This window comes from Gordonia sp. LMA484 (assembly GCF_058129505.1).
The window spans coordinates 5,514,276-5,530,960 of the sequence record NZ_CM176700.1; the positions used below are offsets into that span (position 1 = coordinate 5,514,276).

The window sequence follows — 16,685 nt, forward strand, 5'->3', positions numbered from 1 at the left end:
CTGGGATCAGCGCTGCGCGACCTGCGTCGGGTAGATCGGTGCCGGCAGGTCCGAGTGGCCGGCGAGGAACGCGTCCGCCGCCGCAGCAGCTGCGCGGCCTTCGGCGATGGCCCACACGATCAGCGACTGGCCCCGCCCGGCGTCACCGGCGACGAAGACACCCGGCTGACCGACCGCGGCGAAGTTGTCGTCGCGCTTGATGTTGCCCCGCTGGTCGTACTCGACGCCCAGCTTGTCCAGCAGGTCGGCGCGTTCCGGTCCGACGAAGCCCATCGCGAGGAGCACGAGGTCGCATTCGAGCTCGAAGTCAGAGCCCTCGACCTTCTCGAACTTGCCGTCGCGCATGGCCACTTCGTGGGCACGCAGGTGGGTGACCTTGCCGTTCTCGCCAGCGAACTCCTCGGTGTTGACCGAGTAGACGCGCTCGCCGCCCTCCTCGTGCGCCGACGACACGCGGTACATCAGCGGGTAGGTCGGCCACGGGGTGGACTCGGCACGCTCGATCGGCGGCTTGGGCATGATCTCGAACTGGTGCACGATCTCGGCACCCTGACGCAACGAGGTACCCAGGCAGTCGGCACCGGTGTCGCCACCGCCGATGATGACGACCTTCTTGCCCTTCGCGGTGATCTGGCCGTCGACGGTGTCGCCGAGCTGAATCCGGTTGGACTGCGGCAGGAACTCCATCGCCTGGTGGATGCCGTCGAGCTCGCGTCCCGGGATCGGCAGGTTCCGGCCGATGGTCGACCCGTTGGCCAGCACGATCGCGTCGAAGTCGGCGCGCAGCTGTTCCACGGTGATGTCGACGCCGACGTTGACGCCGGTCTTGAAGACGGTGCCCTCGGCCTCCATCTGCTCGAGACGGCGGTCGATGTGGCGCTTCTCCATCTTGAACTCGGGGATCCCGTAGCGCAGCAGCCCGCCGATCCGGTCGGCCCGCTCGAACAGCGTCACGTCGTGCCCGGCCCGGGTGAGCTGCTGGGCGGCGGCGAGACCGGCGGGTCCCGAACCGACGACCGCCACCGACTTGCCGGTCTTCGTCGACGGCGGGATCGGGGTGACCCAACCGTTCTCGAAGGCGTTGTCGATCAGCTCGACCTCGACCTGCTTGATGGTCACGGCCGGCTGGTTGATGCCGAGGACGCACGACGCCTCACAGGGCGCCGGGCACAGCCGCCCGGTGAACTCCGGGAAGTTGTTGGTGGCATGCAGCCGTTCGATGCCCTCCTGCCACCGGTCCTTGTAGACCAGGTCGTTCCACTCGGGGATCAGGTTGCCCAGGGGGCAACCGTTGTGGCAGAACGGGATACCGCAGTCCATACACCGGCTGGCCTGCGTCTGCAGGTCCTTGTGGTCGAAGTCGGTGTAGACCTCTTTCCAGTCCAGCAGTCGCAGCTCGACCGGGCGGCGGTCGGGCAGGTCCCGCTCGGGGTGCTTGAGGAATCCTCTGGGGTCAGCCACGTGCGGCCTCCATGATCGCTTCGTTCACGTCTCGTCCATCGCGTTCGGCCGCGTCGATCGCCAGCAGCACACGCTTGTAGTCGCGCGGCATCACCTTGGCGAACCGCGACTTCGCCTCGTCCCAGTCGTCGAGGATCGCGGCGGCGACGGGCGAATCCGTCTCGGCGCGATGCTCGTTGACGATGGCGGCCAGGAACTCCACGTCCTCGTCCTCGAGCGGCTCGATCTCGACCAGTTCGGCGTTCAGGTTCGCGGCGAGCTGGTTGTCGGGGTCGTACACGTAGGAGACGCCGCCCGACATGCCGGCCGCGAAGTTGCGTCCGGTGGCGCCGAGCACGACGACCCGACCACCCGTCATGTACTCGCACCCGTGATCACCGACGCCTTCGACGACCGCGGTCACGCCGGAGTTGCGGACACAGAACCGCTCGCCGACCACACCGCGGAGGAAGATCTTGCCGCTGGTCGCACCGAAGCCGATGACGTTGCCGGCGATGATGTTGTCCTCGGCGACAAAGCCTTCCGGGGCGTTGCGGGCCGGACGCACCACGATCCGACCGCCGGAGAGTCCCTTGCCGACGAAGTCGTTGGCGTCACCCTCGAGGCGCAGCGTGATGCCCTTCGGGACGAAGGCGCCGAAGCTGTTGCCGGCCGACCCGGTGAAGTCGATCATGATGGTGCCGTCCGGCAGTCCGTGTGCGCCATAGGCCTTGGTGACCTCGTGACCCAGCATGGTGCCGACGGTCCGGTTCACGTTGGTGATCTTCGAACTGAAGGACACCCGCGTTCCGTGATCGATCGCCTCCCGACTCTGCGCGATCAGCTGCTGATCGAGCGCCTTGTCCAGGGAATGATCCTGGACGCCCGAGCAGTAGAGATCCTGGTTCATGAACGGCGATTCCGGCGTCGACAGGATCGACGTCAGATCCAGCTTGCCCGCCTTCGACGAACCCCAGTGCGCCAGCGCCTTCTCGGTGTCGAGGGCCTCGACGTGGCCGACGGCCTCCTGCAGCGTCCGGAAGCCGAGGCGGGCCAACAGCTCCCGCACCTCTTCGGCGATGTACAGGAAGAAGTTCTCCACGAACTCCGGCTTGCCGGTGAAACGCTCACGCAGCAGCGGATTCTGGGTCGCGACACCGACGGGGCACGTGTCGAGGTGGCAGACCCGCATCATGATGCAGCCCGACACCACCAGCGGCGCGGTGGCGAATCCGAACTCCTCGGCACCGAGCAACGCGGCGATCACGACGTCGCGGCCGGTCTTGAGCTGACCGTCGACCTGCACGACGATGCGGTCGCGAAGACCGTTGAGCAGCAACGTCTGCTGGGTCTCGGCGAGACCGATCTCCCACGGCGCACCGGCGTGCTTCATGGACGTCAGCGGGGTCGCACCGGTACCGCCGTCGTGCCCGGAGATGAGCACGACGTCGGCGTGCGCCTTGGAGACGCCCGCCGCGACGGTGCCGACACCGACCTCGGAGACAAGTTTCACGTGAATCCGAGCCTGCGGATTCGCGTTCTTCAGGTCGTGGATCAGCTGGGCGAGATCCTCGATCGAGTAGATGTCGTGGTGCGGCGGCGGCGAGATCAGTCCCACGCCCGGCGTCGAACCACGCACCTCGGCCACCCATGGGTAGACCTTGTGCGGCGGGAGCTGGCCGCCCTCACCGGGCTTGGCGCCCTGCGCCATCTTGATCTGGATGTCGGTGCAGTTGGTCAGGTAGTGCGAGGTGACACCGAACCGGCCGGACGCGACCTGCTTGATCGCGCTGCGGCGCCAGTCGCCGTTCTCGTCGTGGTGGAAGCGACGCGGATCCTCGCCGCCCTCACCGGAGTTGGACCGGCCCTTGAGCCGGTTCATCGCGATCGCGAGGGTCTCGTGCGCCTCGGCCGAGATGGAGCCGAAGCTCATCGCGCCGGTGGAGAACCGCTTGACGATCTCGCTGACGGGTTCGACCTTGTCGATCGGGATCGGGTCGCGGTCACCGAAGTTGAAGTCGAACAGCCCGCGCAGCGAGGCCATCTTGGCCGACTGGTCGTCGACCATCTTGGTGTATTCCTTGAACACCTTGTACTGCCCGGTGCGGGTGGCGTGCTGCAGCTTGAACACGGTGTCCGGGTTGAACAGGTGATATTCACCCTCACGGCGCCACTGGTATTCGCCGCCGACCTCGAGCTCGCGGTGGGCGCGCTCGGTCGGGCGGTCGCTGAACGCCAGGGCGTGGCGGGTCGCGACGTCGTCGGCGATCTCGTCGAGCCCGATGCCACCGAGCTGGCTGTTCAGGCCGGTGAAGAACTCGTCGACGGTTGGCTGCGACAGGCCGATGACCTGGAACAGCTGGGCGCCGGTGTAGGAGGCGAGGGTGGAGATACCCATCTTGCTCATGACCTTGAGCACGCCCTTGCTGGCAGCCTTGATGTAGTTCTTGCGGGCGGTCGCGAAGTCGAGGTCGCCGAGCATGCCCCGCTCGACCATGTCCTCGATGGACTCGAACGCCATGTACGGGTTGACCGCCGCCGCACCGAAGCCGACGAGCGCGGCAACATGGTGCACCTCACGGCAGTCCCCGGACTCGATGACGAGGCCCACGCGGGTGCGGTTGCGTTCCCGCACGAGATGGTGATGCACCGCCGACGTCAGCAACAGCGACGGGATCGGCGCGTAGGTCTCATCGGACTCGCGGTCCGACAGCACGATGATCGTCACCCCGTCGGCGATGGCGGCGCTGACCTTGGCCCGGATCTCGTCGAGGGCCTTGCGCAGCCCTGCGCCACCCTCGGCGACCGGATACAGGCCGTGGATGTGGGCGCTGCGGAAGCCGTGCACATCGTTTTCCTCGATGCGGACCAGCTTCGCGAGGGTGTCGTTGTCCAGCACCGGCTCGGGCAGCACGATCTGGCGGCACGATTCCGGGCCCGGATGCAGCAGGTCGGCCTCGGCACCGATGGTGCCGCCGACGCTGGTGACGACCTCTTCGCGGATGGCGTCCAGCGGCGGGTTCGTGACCTGCGCGAACATCTGCTGGAAGTAGTCGAACAGCATGCGGGGACGCGCCGACAGCACCGCGACCGGGGTGTCGGTGCCCATCGATCCGATGGCCTCGGCGCCGGTCTTCGCCATCGGCGCGACCAGCAAATTGAGCTCTTCGTTGGTGTACCCGAACACCTGCTGACGCAGCGTCACGCGGTCGTGTGCCATGTGCACGTGCGGCAGCGGTTCGACGTCGTCGATGTGCACCAGGCCCTTGTCCAGCCAGTCCTGATACGGGTGCTCGCCGGCGAGCTCGTCCTTGATCTCCTCGTCGTCGACGATACGGCCGGCTGCAGTGTCCACCAGGAACATGCGGCCGGGCTGCAGACGCAACTTCTGCACGACGTCGGCGTGGTCGATGTCGAGGACACCGACCTCCGACGCCATCACGACGAGACCGTCCTTGGTCACCCAGATGCGGCTGGGACGCAGACCGTTGCGGTCGAGCACCGCACCGACGACGGTGCCGTCGGTGAAGCACACCGACGCCGGGCCGTCCCACGGCTCCATCAGCGCCGAGTGGTACTCGTAGAACGCCCGGTGCTCGGGCTTCATCGACTCGTGACGCTCCCACGCCTCGGGGATCATCATCAGCACCGCGTGCGGCAGACTGCGACCACCGAGATGCAGCAGCTCCAGGACCTCGTCGAACCGCGCGGTGTCCGAGGCACCCGGGGTGCAGGTCGGGAAGATCTTGTCGGCGACGTCGGCGGCTGTGACATTTGCCCCGCTCGCTGCGCTCCCGGCGGCGCCGAACGATGAGGCGTCGATCAGCGCCTCACGGGCGCGCATCCAGTTCTCGTTACCGGTGACGGTGTTGATCTCACCGTTGTGCGCGATGCGCCGGAACGGGTGGGCCAGCGGCCACGACGGGAACGTGTTGGTCGAGAAGCGCGAGTGCACCAGACCGAGCGCGCTCTCCACCCGCGAATCCTGCAGGTCGAGGTAGAACTCGCGCAGCTGCGGCGTGGTCAGCATGCCCTTGTAGACGAAGGTCTGGCCCGACAGGCTGGGGAAGTAGACGGTCTCGCGGCCCGGGCCGTCGGCGCCGGCACCCTTGTTGCCGAGTTCGGCCTGCACGCGCTTGCGCACGACGAACGCCTTGCGCTCGAGGTCCATGCCCTCGGCCCCGGCGATGAACACCTGGCGGAACGTCGGCATCGCGTCGCGAGCGAGAGCACCCAGCGAGTTCTCGTTGGTAGGCACCTCGCGCCAGCCCAGCAGGCTCAGGCCCTCGGCCTCGATGATCTTCTGCACACCCTCGGTCGCGGCCTTGGCGTCCTCGGAGCCCTGGGGCAAAAACGCGATGCCGGTGGCATACGAGCCCTCGGCGGGCAGCTCGAAGTCGACGGATTCGCGCAGGAACCGATCCGGCACCTGGATCATGATCCCCGCACCGTCGCCGGTGTTCGGCTCGGCGCCGGCGGCCCCGCGGTGTTCGAGGTTCACCAGCGCGGTGATCGCCTTGTCGACGATGTCGCGGCTGCGACGCCCGTGCATGTCGACCACGAAGGCGACACCGCAGGAGTCGTGCTCGTTCGCCGGGTCATACAGCCCCACGGGGCCCGGAGCATGCTTCATAAGTTCGCCTCACTCTGTGCGCGACGCTGCGCACGCATTCACCCTCGTGTGTCCTCAGTCCTCGAGGACACTTCACGTCTGTTGTTGGGGACGCCGACCATCGGCCCTGGTGAAACCCTCCCGAATCCTAGGGCTGACCTGGGAGTTCCCGGGGTCACATGGTCGTGTCCGTGCCAGCGCCGTTGCTGGCGGCGCACCCGGTCCGATCGGCTCGTCCCGGCACCACCCTGCTTACGCGAAAGCATTGTCAGCCATTTTCTCACGGCGGGTACCGAGTATCGAAATCCGGATAGCACAACTGTGACAATTGCGCAGCTCATGCTGGGTGAAACGATGCCCCGCGGGTGCCCGATCGTCTACCGTCGACGCTGTGGTCGCGTCCATGCCCGAACAACGTTGGCAACCGGTCGGCCCGGGGTCATTCCGGTCCCGTGCCGTGAACGGCTACCTTACCCGGGTCACCGCGCCGATGATGGCGGCCGGCATGCGTCGCTCGGGACCCTCACCGGCGATGATCTCCGCGATGCGACCCGGTCTGAACCGCTCCCTCGTGGCGCTGTCCCCCGTTCCCGCCGGAACGAGGATCGAGACCGTTCGGGAGATCGTCGACGACGGCCAGGTGCGCGGGGAGTGGGTGGCGGCTCATCCCGGGTCACTGACACCGGACCGGCCGGCCGATTCGACGATCGTCTACTACCTACACGGAAGTGGTTACGTCGTCTGTTCGGCCCGCACGCATCGCGGACTGGTCGCACGGCTGTCCAAGCGGACCGGTTTCTCGGCCTTCAGCCTCGACTACCGCCTCGGGCCCGAGTACGCCTTCCCGGCGGCCGGTGACGATGCGATCCGCGGCTACCACTGGCTGCTCGCACAGGGGTACCGGCCCGAACGGATCATCGTGGCGGGTGATTCCGCCGGCGGACATCTGGCCCTGGATCTGCTCGCGGACAATCATCGGCGTGGGATCGGCCAGCCGCGCGGGCTGGTGCTGTTCTCTCCGCTCTATGACCCCACCTTCGAGCTGGCCGTCGCGAACCAGCGCCGCGGGGTACATGATCCCATCATCGAAGCTGTTTCGTCCCAACGGATTCTGCGGCTCTACACCCGTGGCGCGGCGGCCGATCACCCACGGATGCGGATCACGCTGGCCCCGGAGATGGCGGTTCCGCCCACCCTCATCCAAGTGGGTGCGCGCGAGGTGATGGGCGACGACGCGCGCGCCACCCATCGCGCGCTCCGAGACGCCGGAGGTGATGTGCGACTACAGGAATGGCCCGGACAAGGCCATGTGTTCCAGATGTTCCCGTTGTTCTCCCCCGAGTCACGGCAGGCGTTGGGAGAGGCCGCCGCATTCATGATCGGGTGTTGATCCGCAACCGCCGCCCACGAATCCGGCCTGCTTCCGATCCGTACCCCTGACGGTCCGCTGCTCCGGCGAGCTGCCGGTCGAACGGCGTGGCCCAGTCGGCGGCGATCTCCTCGTCGAGCGCCGCCAGTCTCTGCTGCAGCGGTTCCTGCTGGTCTTCGCCGCACTGTTCGGACAATGTCTCGAACACTGCCCGCAGTCGTCGCTGCACCTGGATGGAACCGTGTCCGTAGTGCCGGATCTGATCGGTGCCGATCGCCACGAAGTCGCCCCAGGTGCGCCGGTGGCCACCGATCATCGTCAGGCTGTCGCGGTGTTCATCGGCGCGTACCCGCGGCGCGAGCATGAGCAGGAGATCCTCGGTGTGGTCGAGTGCCTGCACCGCGCGGCTCGGATCGTTGATCGCCGGGGACAGGGCCTTCAGCGCGACGTCCGAGATCGCTTGCAGCGCTGCGGCGGGACTCACCGACGGTCGGTGCGTGTCGCCGAACAACAGGCACGAGAGCAGTTGGTGCGGACGGACTTGTCGGTCGTCGCCGACGATCTCGAACACGCCCGCGTTGTGCGGTACGTAGTCGCCGATCCCCACCAGCAAGTCGACACGGACGCCCCAGCGGACCGCCAACCGCTGGAGCCGAACCAGATCGATCGCGAGCAGGATCCGACCGAGCGTGGGGGCGTGACGCAAGGTGACGGTCATGCTCACCGGGCGGGCGTCGTCGTCCACCGGCACATCGTCGTCGTCGGGGTGCTCGCCGTCGGTGGGGTCCTCGCCGTCGGTCCCCGTTCCGTCGTCCGGATAGAGGCGGGTCACCGCGGCCCGTCCTTCGGATTCGATCCACCGCAACAACTGTGACGAGTTCAGGATGCTGCCGACCTTGCCGACCAGGACGATGAACATGAACGTGCTGGCGAGCGTGAGGACGATCGCGATCGTGGTCGAGATCGCCGGCGCCTGCTTCTGGTCGGAGACGGTGCTGAGGTCCACCGCGACGATCAGGGTGAACGCGAAGGTCGACAGGAACAATCCGACGGATGCCCGCATCACCCGATCCTGCTGCAACATCGGGATGACCCGCACCGAGATCTGGGAGGCGCCGAACTGCATCGCCAGGGTCACCGCAGTGAAGACCAGACCGGTCAGCGTCGCCATCGCGCCGGCGATGACCCCCAGGAGCGTCGCCGTGGTCCCGGCGTCGAGCACCTGGAGGCCGAACGAATCGTCGGCCCCGATGGTGATCAGCCCGGCGACTATCGCCACCATGACCATGACCGTCGGCAATCGCCACGGTGGCGCCCGCTTCAGTTCACGTTTGGTTCGGCGCCAGCGCAGCGTCGCCGCGATGCGGTTCGGTCCCTTCGGCGCGACCGGCACGGTCGCCACGGGGGTCGCCTGCGGTGGAAGGGGTTCCGGAATCCCAAAACGCCCGGCGACCGCTTCCTGCACGACGATCTTCCATCGCACCACCGGCTCTCGGTACCTGTGCTCGCGCCGGATCGATTTCTCCATCGTGGCGGCCCGGCCCGAGTAGCGCCAGCGCGCCCACGGCGAATGCGGTCGGGCCACCCGAATCGCACCCACGAACAACAGCAGCGGGAAGAACAGGCCGATCAGCCCGGTCCAGATCTTGCCCTTCAGGAAGGTGATGGTCGCGAGTGCCACGTTCATCGCCACCGCCACCAGCGCTCCGACCCGCGTTGCGGCGTCCGCCGCATCGTTGAACTGTCCCACCGCGTCGTTCACCCCGAACGGCTGCAGCCCCACCAGGAACAGGAGACCGATGGCGATGCCGACGAAGACCGCGTCGATCGAGGTCCGGCCCTCTTCGGCCCAGTAGACGTCGCGCAGGTGCAGCAGAAGCGCGAATTCGTCGAGGACGAGCGCTGCCCCGATACCGAACAGCGCTGCGAGGATGCAGTCGACGACCGGGGTGCGGAACGGGTCCACGGCGACGAATCCGAAACCGGACAGCAGCATCAGCATCATCCCGAAGAACACGTGATGTACGTGCACACCCCCGGGCGTCACGTTGCCGGGCCACCAACTCACCTCCGCGCGGATCATCCGCACGCTGAACCGGATGAACAGGAAGGTGAGGATGAAGGCGACCAGCAGGAAGAACAGCGGCAGGCGCCCGCTCTCGACGATCGTCCGATCGAACCAGGCGCCCATGGTGGAACCCTACTGCGCGGCACGGTATCGGGCCGGTGAATCCGATGGCGGCTGATTCAGCGCCGATCGGGCCGCGACCACCCTATTCTGAGCCGATGGACCGCCTCGTGACCGTGGTCGTCGTCGACGACCATCCGTTCTTCCGCGACGGGGTGGCGCGCGGCCTGGCCCAGAGCGGACGGGTACGCATCGTCGGCGAGGCCGGCGACGGAGCGAGCGGACTCGAGGTGATCCGCCGCGAGCAACCCGACGTGGCGGTCGTCGACTACCAGATGCCCGGCATGACCGGCGTCGAGGTCGCGCATGCGGTCGCCCGCGACGCGCTCGGTACCAAAGTGCTGCTGCTGTCGGCGATCACCGACGGCCCAATCGTGTTCCAGGCGCTGCAGGAAGGCGCCGCGGGGTACCTGGCGAAGGACGCGGACCGCGACGAGATCGTCGGTGCGGTCACCCGGGTGGCGAAGGGCGAGACGGTGGTTCCCGCCGAGTTGGCCGCGGGGTTGGTCGGCGAGATCCGGATGCGGTCACAGTCGGACGCGCCTGCGTTGTCCGAGCGAGAGCGGCAGGTGCTCAACGGGTTCTCCCGCGGGCTGTCGATCCCGCAGGTCGCCGCCGAGCTCTACATCGGCGCGTCGACGGTGAAGACCCACACCCAGCGCCTGTACGAGAAGCTCGGGGTGTCCGATCGCGCCGCGGCGGTTGCCGAGGCGATGCGTCGTGGCCTCCTCGAATAGCCCGGCGCCGCTGCTCGGCCTCGCCGAGCTCGCCGACGAACGACGAATCGACACGATCCTTGTCGCTCACGCGCTGCAGGGCATCCGGATTCAGGTGTTGCTGCGCCTGCTGTTGGCCGGGTTCGTGGTCGCATCGGTGGCGTTGGAGCCGCCGATCTACTCGGCCGAACTCTGCATTGCGATCGCGATCGCCTACCTCGTGTGGTGTGGCCTGGGTGCGGTCCTCGTGCCACGCGGCGGAATGCTCGCGATCCGATTCTCCTGGCTCACTCTGCTCGTCGATCTGCTGGCGCTCATCACCGTCACGGCCGTGGCCAGTCAGTCGGACCAGATCAGCTGGACCACCGATGTTCTGGTGACCGGATTCGCCATCGTCCCGATGATCGCCGCGATCGGTATGCGTCCGTTGGTCTGTGCGGCTGTGGTGGTCCCGACGGTGGTGGCCTATTTCGTGGCGAACGTGATCGCACGCGTCCCCAATGGGCGCCCGTGGTCGGTGATCCTGCTCGACACCTTGGTCATCGCGACTCTCGCACTCGGTGCGGTCCTGTTGTCGCGGCTGCAACGTTCGCGGGTCGTGACCATCGGTTCGTTGGCGGCGCAACGCAGCCGACTGCTCGACGATGTGATGCAGATCGAGGAGCGCGAGCGTCTCGAGCTGGCCGAACACCTGCATGACGGCGCACTCCAGTACGTGCTGGGAGCCCGTCAGGAACTCGCCTCGCTGACCGATGGGCCTCCCGACCCGGAGATCGTGCAGCGGATCGACGAAGCGCTGCGGACGTCGGCGCGGTTGCTGCGCTCCACACTCGGCGAGCTCCATCCGGCGGTTCTGGAGCAGGCGGGACTCGGCGGCGCGCTCGGCGACCTGGCCGCGTCGGTGGAAGCCCGTACGGCGCTGACGATCTCCATCGACACGGTCGGCTGGCCGCAGGGTTTGCGATCGTCGGCCGACGCCGTGCTGTTCGCGTCAGCGCGCGAGCTGCTGACCAACGTGGTCAAGCACGCGCGGGCCACGACGGTCGAATTGACCGCCGAGGTCGACGATGGCCGGGCGCGCGTCGTGGTGATCGACAACGGTGTCGGCATCGACACCGGAGTTCTCGACGGGCGGTTGGCGGACGGGCACATCGGTCTGGCGTCGCGGCGGGTGCGGCTCGAAGGGCAGGGCGGTTCGCTGACGGTCGCCCGTCACCCCGCCGGGGGCACGGTCGCCATCGCCGAGATGCCGCTGCCCGAGCCCCGCTGAAACCGGATCAGGCGAGGCACCCGACCGCTGCCGGTGTCCCCCGATCGGTGAACGTCGGCGTCAACCGGTGTATCCGCTGGTCGGCGGAGTTTCGCGAGGACCTGTTCACGGGAGAGTTCTAGGTGTCACCAGGACAACCCAGTCCACACCGGACATCAACACACCACCGAGGGAGAACACCATGAACACCACCACCCGCCGCATCGCCGCCACCACCGCCGGAGTCGCCGGAATCGCCGCCGTCGTCGGCATCGGGCTCGCCGGAGCGGGCGCCGCCAATGCCGGCACGATGCCCGTCACCCACCCGGGTGAGCCGACGATCGCGATGACCATCACCAACCACACCGACAAGCCCGAACACTTGATCAGCTCCGGTACCAGCGGCAACGGCGTCTGGGTCAACGGACCGAAGCAGACGCTGGCGCCCGGTGCGAGCGAGACCATCACCGCGGTCGCCCCGCAGGGCACCAAGCTCGCGGTCAACGTCGCCTACCGGATCGGCGTCGGCGGCCCGACCGCCACCTACGAAGTCCTCAACTCGCAGTCCAACACCAACACCGGTACCAGCGGCATCTCCGGTCCACACGCCGCCCAGTACTCGTTGGACCATCACTTCACCAGCCACTACCCGGCCACCAATGTCGGCTTCGACCTGTGGTGAGAGGAGGACGCCCACTTGCCACACCCGGAACGCAGGCCCGCGACGATCACCGTCGCGGGCCTGCGTCGTCAGCCGACTCCGCCGATCACGAAGTCCCGAAACCGGGCTGCCGCATCGGGTAACGGCCGCGGCCGGAACCACGTGAGCCCGATCTCGCGGGACTCCCCCGCCAACGGGATCAGCACGACGTCACCGCTGCGATCGGCGTCGTCGACCGGCACCACACCGATGCCCAGCCCGGCGCCGACCAGCCCGGTGATGGTCGCCAGCTCGGCCGACTCGAACGTGATCGTCGGCGCGATGTCGGCGGCGGCGCAGAGCTCGTCGAAGATGCGCCGCATGCCGTATCCGCGTTGCATGACGATGAATTCCTCACCGGCGGCCTCGGCGAGTCCGATGCCCACCCGATCGGCGAAGCGATGGCCCCGGGGGACGACGAGCGCCAGCTTCTGCTGGGCGATCGCAAACCACGCCATGTCGGTGCGCATCGGTCTGGGCGACACGATCGCGAGGTCGGCATCGCCGCCGGCCACATGATCGACGACCGTCGCCGCCGCATCCTGGGTGAGGGTGAACCGCGCCCGCGGATTGGTGTCGCGGAAGCGCTTGATCAGGTCCGGCACGAGTGCGATCCCGAACGAATGCAGGAATGCCAGCCGCACCGCACCGTGGGCGGGCGTGCGGAGGTCGTCGATCTCTCGTCGCGCCGTGTCCAGCTGCACTCGGGCGCGGCGCGTGCGCTCGAGGTAGATCTGGCCGAAGCGGTTGAGCACGAGGCGGCGCCCGTGCCGATCGAACAACGCGACCCCGACGTCACGTTCGAGGCGGCCGACGAACCGGGACAGCGTCGGCTGCGACACGTGGATCTGCTCGCCGGCGGCGGTCAGGTTCTCCGCCTCGGCGATCGCGATGAACCAGTCCAGTTCGTCGTGCATCCAGCGATGCTACCTGCTGCTATTCAGATATGAATGTACTGAGCACCATCGATTCATTTTGAGCAACAGCCGGTCGGTGTGACGCTGGATCTCGATGACCACTACCGCCTCTGTTCAGCACCCGACCACCCGGCACGCACTCGGGTCGCCGGGATACCGTCGCGCCACCATCGCACTGTTCGCCGCCGGGATGACGACATTCATGGCGCTCTACTACGTACAGGCACTGTTGCCGGAGTTGTCGGATCATTTCGGCGTCTCACCAACAAGTTCAGCACTCGCCGTGTCGCTGACCACCGGATTCCTGGCCGTCGCGATCATCCCGGCCAGCGTGTTGTCCGAACGGTACGGCCGGGTGCGGGTGATGGTGACCTCGGCGCTGGCCGCGTCGGTCATCGGGATCGCCCTGCCGTGGTCACCGACGATGGAGGTGCTCCTGACCGGACGTGCCCTGCAGGGTGCCCTGTGCGCCGGGGTTCCGGCGGTCGCAATGGCCTATCTCGCCGAAGAGGTCGACGGCGCGGCGCTCGGCACAGCGATGGGCCGCTACGTCGCCGGCACCACCATCGGCGGATTGACCGGCCGACTCATTCCGGGTTTCGCCGCCGACATCGTCTCCTGGCAATGGGCACTGGAGATCGCGTGCTTGGTATCGCTCGGATTCGCCCTGGCCTTCTGGCGCACCGTGCCCGCGTCGCGGTTCTTCACCCCACAGCCGGTTTCCCCGAAGACGACCTTACGTAACCTCGCTACTCACCTGCGCGACCCCGGCCTGCTGCCGCTGTTCGTCCTGGGCTTTGTGCTGATGGGCGGATTCGTGACGGTCTACAACTTTCTGGGCTATCGCCTGCTGCGGGCACCCTTCGACCTCAGCCAGGCGGTCGTCGCCGCGGTTTTCTTCATGTATCTCGCGGGTACGTTCTCGTCGACGTACGCCGGACGAATGGCCGATCGCCTCGGTCGGCGGCAGGTCCTGATCGTCTCGGTCGCCACCATGCTCGGCGGTCTCGCGCTCACAGTGCCGGATCATCTTTCGCTGGTCCTGGCCGGGATGCTCCTGTTCACCGCAGGCTTCTTCGGCGCCCACTCGGTCGCCAGCGGGTGGGTGTCCGCGCGGGCCACCGAGCATCGCGCCGAGGCGTCATCGCTCTACCTCTTCCACTACTACCTCGGCAGCTCCGTGGTGGGTGCGCTTGGCGGACTGGCGTTCTCGGCATTCGGGTGGGCGGGCGTCGCGGCGTATGTGGGAGTGCTCGCGGTGATCGGGTTCGGATTGGCGATCGCCAGCGGGGATGCTCGCGCACCGCAATGATCTCCAGCCAAAGGACTTCCAGCTAAGGTCCGTTGGATGGATGCGATCGCTTCGAAGCAACGGAACCAGCCTGCGCCGCCGGCCGTGGTGTTCGACGACCTGATCTCACCGAACAGGCAGCCGAGTCGGCCCTGGTTGCATCTGCTCGATGACGAGATCCCTCCTGTCGTGCTGGGTTCAGAACGACCCTCGCATGTGGTGTGGTCGTCGCTGTGGACGACGCGGCTTGATGCGCAAGTTGTGTTCGACCTGAGTGCGAACCGTGGTGGCACGGACCTGCGGTGGACGTTGCTCGTCGAACCCCCGGTTCCTGACGATCGCCAGTTCCGCCACTTGTGTCAGCGCATCGGCACCCTGATCAACGCCAACCTGCGATACACGTACGGGCAGTGAGAAACCCATTGAGCTGACCCCGGAGCTCAGAACGGTGGTGGGTTCTCTTTGTTCCAGCGGTCCATTTCACGTTTCTCCGCACGCTTGATCTTCGCTGCGCGGTGGGAGCGGATGGCGTCGATGCGTTGTCGGGCAGCGTCATCCGGCGGTCGGGGCTTGCGGGACAGGGACGCGAACAGGTCGGCTCCGGTGAAGGCGTTGCCCAGGTAGGTGTGACCGGTGGGTGATTGGAAGAACACCTCGCCAAGGGGATCGTGGTAGTCCCGCCATCCGACCGCGAACGTTTTCATTCGGTGATGAAATCGGCACAGCGGCTTGAGGTTTCGTGGTTCAGTCCGCCCGCCGTCGGCGAAGGGGATGTCGTGGTCGACGTCGGTGTGGAAGGCGGGGTTGTTGCAGCCGGGGAAACTGCAGCACAGTTCGCCGGATCGAATCAGGTCGGCGACCTTCTTGCTCGGGGCATACCGATCGATCTGCACCACATCCGATGTCAGACCGGGCGCAACATAGGAACGCCGCGCCTCGGCCAGCAGCGCGCGGGCGGTATCGGCGTCGATCACCCCGTGACCGTCGAGGAACGCGGGGTCGTCATCGTGGCCGAGCAAGGTGCTCAAGTTGACCACGATGTGAAACGCCGGGCGCGGTGCCACAGCACAATCAGCCGGATCGGCCCCGGAGTCAGACGCGGCAGGCGGATGTGCGTCGGCCGCTTCGGCTTCGGTCTGGGCCTCAGCGCCTGTCGCGATACTCGTGCCGGCGCCGGTGTCGGTGTCCGAGCCACTATCGGTGCCGGTGTCAGCCCCCGAGTCGCTGTCAGGGGCGGTGTTCTCGTTGTCGGGCGTGCACGCCTCGCACCGGCAGGCGAGAGTGGCAGCACCATTCGCCAGTGCGACCAGCGCATCGGCGCGGCGTTGGCCGGCGCTGCGGGGATCGTCGGGGTGCACGGAAGCAGCCATCGCGCTCAAGCGAGCGTCGACGGCGGCTGCCTGCTCGGCGGGTAGGGCACCGCCGATGCGCGATTGCCCGGGGGTGTGGCGGTCCGGGCGCACACTGATGTTGCGGTCGGAGTCCACCAGCTCACGGCGCCGACGGGTGGCGGCGGGATCGTGGGTGGCGATGTGTTTGTCGATCATCGCCAGGAACCGCGTCATCGACATCGGTTCGCGGGTTTCGATGTCGGCGGCGATGATCTTGTCGAGCACCTCGAGTTTCTCCGGGTCGCACAGCGCGGTGCGACGCACGACTGCCAGAAAGCGGGTGAGGTCGATGCGGCCGGCGCCGAGAGTGCCACCGATGAACGGCAGCTGGTGGCGCAGTACGCTACCGGCTTCGATGAGTTCCCGCGCCCGCGCCGGTGGCACGGTCAGCGCGGCGCCGACCTCGGCGATCGCCGCCTCGAGCCCAGTGGGACCGAAACGGGCGCGGGGGTTCTCCCCGGCAGCAGCCCGCTGGGCGAGGCGCTCGAGGTTGGCCAGTGAGGTCGACCCTTCACCGAGCCCTGCCGCGAGCCGCACGAGGTGATCTTGTTCGCGTTCGTCGTGGATGAGGCTGGCGGCCTGCAACATACGGTAATCGGCGGCCGCGCGCACGGCGTTGCTGTGATGGAGCACCTCGACCAACTCCGTGGCCGAGTGCTGCTCATCGTCGGCCATCTGGGCCAACACCGGTGCGCTCGATTGCATGACACCAAGTTATCGGCACCCACCGACAAGATCGGTCCGCTCGGCCCATCCGCGACCGCCTGTGGAGAAATGCGCGACAGGACAACCGAAACCACACACCGGAGCCA

Annotated in this window: 11 protein-coding genes; 6 read left to right on the forward strand and 5 right to left on the reverse strand. The window is 67.3% G+C overall.

Going from position 1 to position 16,685, the window contains the following annotated elements; genetic code table 11:
• Nucleotides 1–6 precede the first annotated feature (6 nt).
• Both AC4AMJ_RS24490 and gltB read right to left on the reverse strand, forming a co-directional pair.
• Entirely contained in the window at nucleotides 7–1,461 is a 1,455-nt protein-coding gene (locus AC4AMJ_RS24490) for a glutamate synthase subunit beta (protein WP_489915283.1), read from the reverse strand.
• Nucleotides 1,454–6,073 (reverse strand): glutamate synthase large subunit, encoded by a 4,620-nt coding sequence (gene gltB / locus AC4AMJ_RS24495; protein ID WP_489915285.1) that lies wholly within the window; start codon nucleotides 6,071–6,073, stop codon nucleotides 1,454–1,456. Before gltB ends, AC4AMJ_RS24490 begins: the two co-directional genes overlap by 8 nt.
• 382 nt (nucleotides 6,074–6,455) lie before the next feature.
• Here gltB and AC4AMJ_RS24500 point away from each other — a divergent pair, with 382 nt between their 5' ends.
• Nucleotides 6,456–7,442 (forward strand): alpha/beta hydrolase, encoded by a 987-nt coding sequence (locus AC4AMJ_RS24500; RefSeq protein ID WP_489915287.1) that lies wholly within the window; start codon nucleotides 6,456–6,458, stop codon nucleotides 7,440–7,442.
• Here AC4AMJ_RS24500 and AC4AMJ_RS24505 read toward each other — a convergent pair.
• Nucleotides 7,426–9,612, reverse strand: coding sequence for a DUF2254 domain-containing protein (locus tag AC4AMJ_RS24505; protein ID WP_489915289.1), 2,187 nt, complete (start codon nucleotides 9,610–9,612; stop codon nucleotides 7,426–7,428). The two genes, AC4AMJ_RS24500 and AC4AMJ_RS24505, sit on opposite strands and share 17 nt — an antisense overlap.
• Nucleotides 9,613–9,707: 95 nt before the next feature.
• On the opposite strand from AC4AMJ_RS24505, the gene AC4AMJ_RS24510 reads away from it, so the two are divergent.
• The 3 genes from AC4AMJ_RS24510 (at nucleotide 9,708) to AC4AMJ_RS24520 (ending at nucleotide 12,256) form a co-directional block, all read left to right on the forward strand.
• Nucleotides 9,708–10,346: a response regulator gene (locus tag AC4AMJ_RS24510; protein WP_489898582.1), complete on the forward strand. Its 639-nt coding sequence runs from the start codon at nucleotides 9,708–9,710 to the stop codon at nucleotides 10,344–10,346.
• Entirely contained in the window at nucleotides 10,330–11,595 is a 1,266-nt protein-coding gene (locus AC4AMJ_RS24515; protein WP_489915291.1) for a sensor histidine kinase, read from the forward strand. The genes AC4AMJ_RS24510 and AC4AMJ_RS24515 overlap by 17 nt, the downstream gene beginning before the upstream one ends.
• A 181-nt stretch (nucleotides 11,596–11,776) precedes the next feature.
• Nucleotides 11,777–12,256: a hypothetical protein gene (locus tag AC4AMJ_RS24520; protein WP_489898580.1), complete on the forward strand. Its 480-nt coding sequence runs from the start codon at nucleotides 11,777–11,779 to the stop codon at nucleotides 12,254–12,256.
• A 68-nt stretch (nucleotides 12,257–12,324) separates the two neighbouring features.
• Here AC4AMJ_RS24520 and AC4AMJ_RS24525 read toward each other — a convergent pair whose 3' ends face one another.
• Nucleotides 12,325–13,191 carry a LysR family transcriptional regulator gene (locus tag AC4AMJ_RS24525; protein WP_489898579.1) on the reverse strand — a complete coding sequence of 289 codons (867 nt, stop codon included), beginning with the start codon at nucleotides 13,189–13,191 and terminating at the stop codon, nucleotides 12,325–12,327.
• 94 nt (nucleotides 13,192–13,285) lie between these two features.
• Here AC4AMJ_RS24525 and AC4AMJ_RS24530 point away from each other — a divergent pair, with 94 nt between their 5' ends.
• Together AC4AMJ_RS24530 and AC4AMJ_RS24535 are read left to right on the forward strand one after the other, a co-directional pair.
• On the forward strand, nucleotides 13,286–14,503 hold the full coding sequence (locus AC4AMJ_RS24530) for an MFS transporter (protein ID WP_489915293.1): 1,218 nt from the start codon (nucleotides 13,286–13,288) through the stop codon (nucleotides 14,501–14,503).
• Between the two features lie 36 nt (nucleotides 14,504–14,539).
• Nucleotides 14,540–14,896 (forward strand): hypothetical protein, encoded by a 357-nt coding sequence (locus tag AC4AMJ_RS24535; protein WP_489915295.1) that lies wholly within the window; start codon nucleotides 14,540–14,542, stop codon nucleotides 14,894–14,896.
• Nucleotides 14,897–14,922: 26 nt separating this feature from the next.
• Here the strand turns inward: AC4AMJ_RS24535 and AC4AMJ_RS24540 are convergent, their stop codons facing one another.
• Nucleotides 14,923–16,578: an HNH endonuclease signature motif containing protein gene (locus tag AC4AMJ_RS24540; RefSeq protein WP_489915297.1), complete on the reverse strand. Its 1,656-nt coding sequence runs from the start codon at nucleotides 16,576–16,578 to the stop codon at nucleotides 14,923–14,925.
• Nucleotides 16,579–16,685 lie beyond the last annotated feature (107 nt).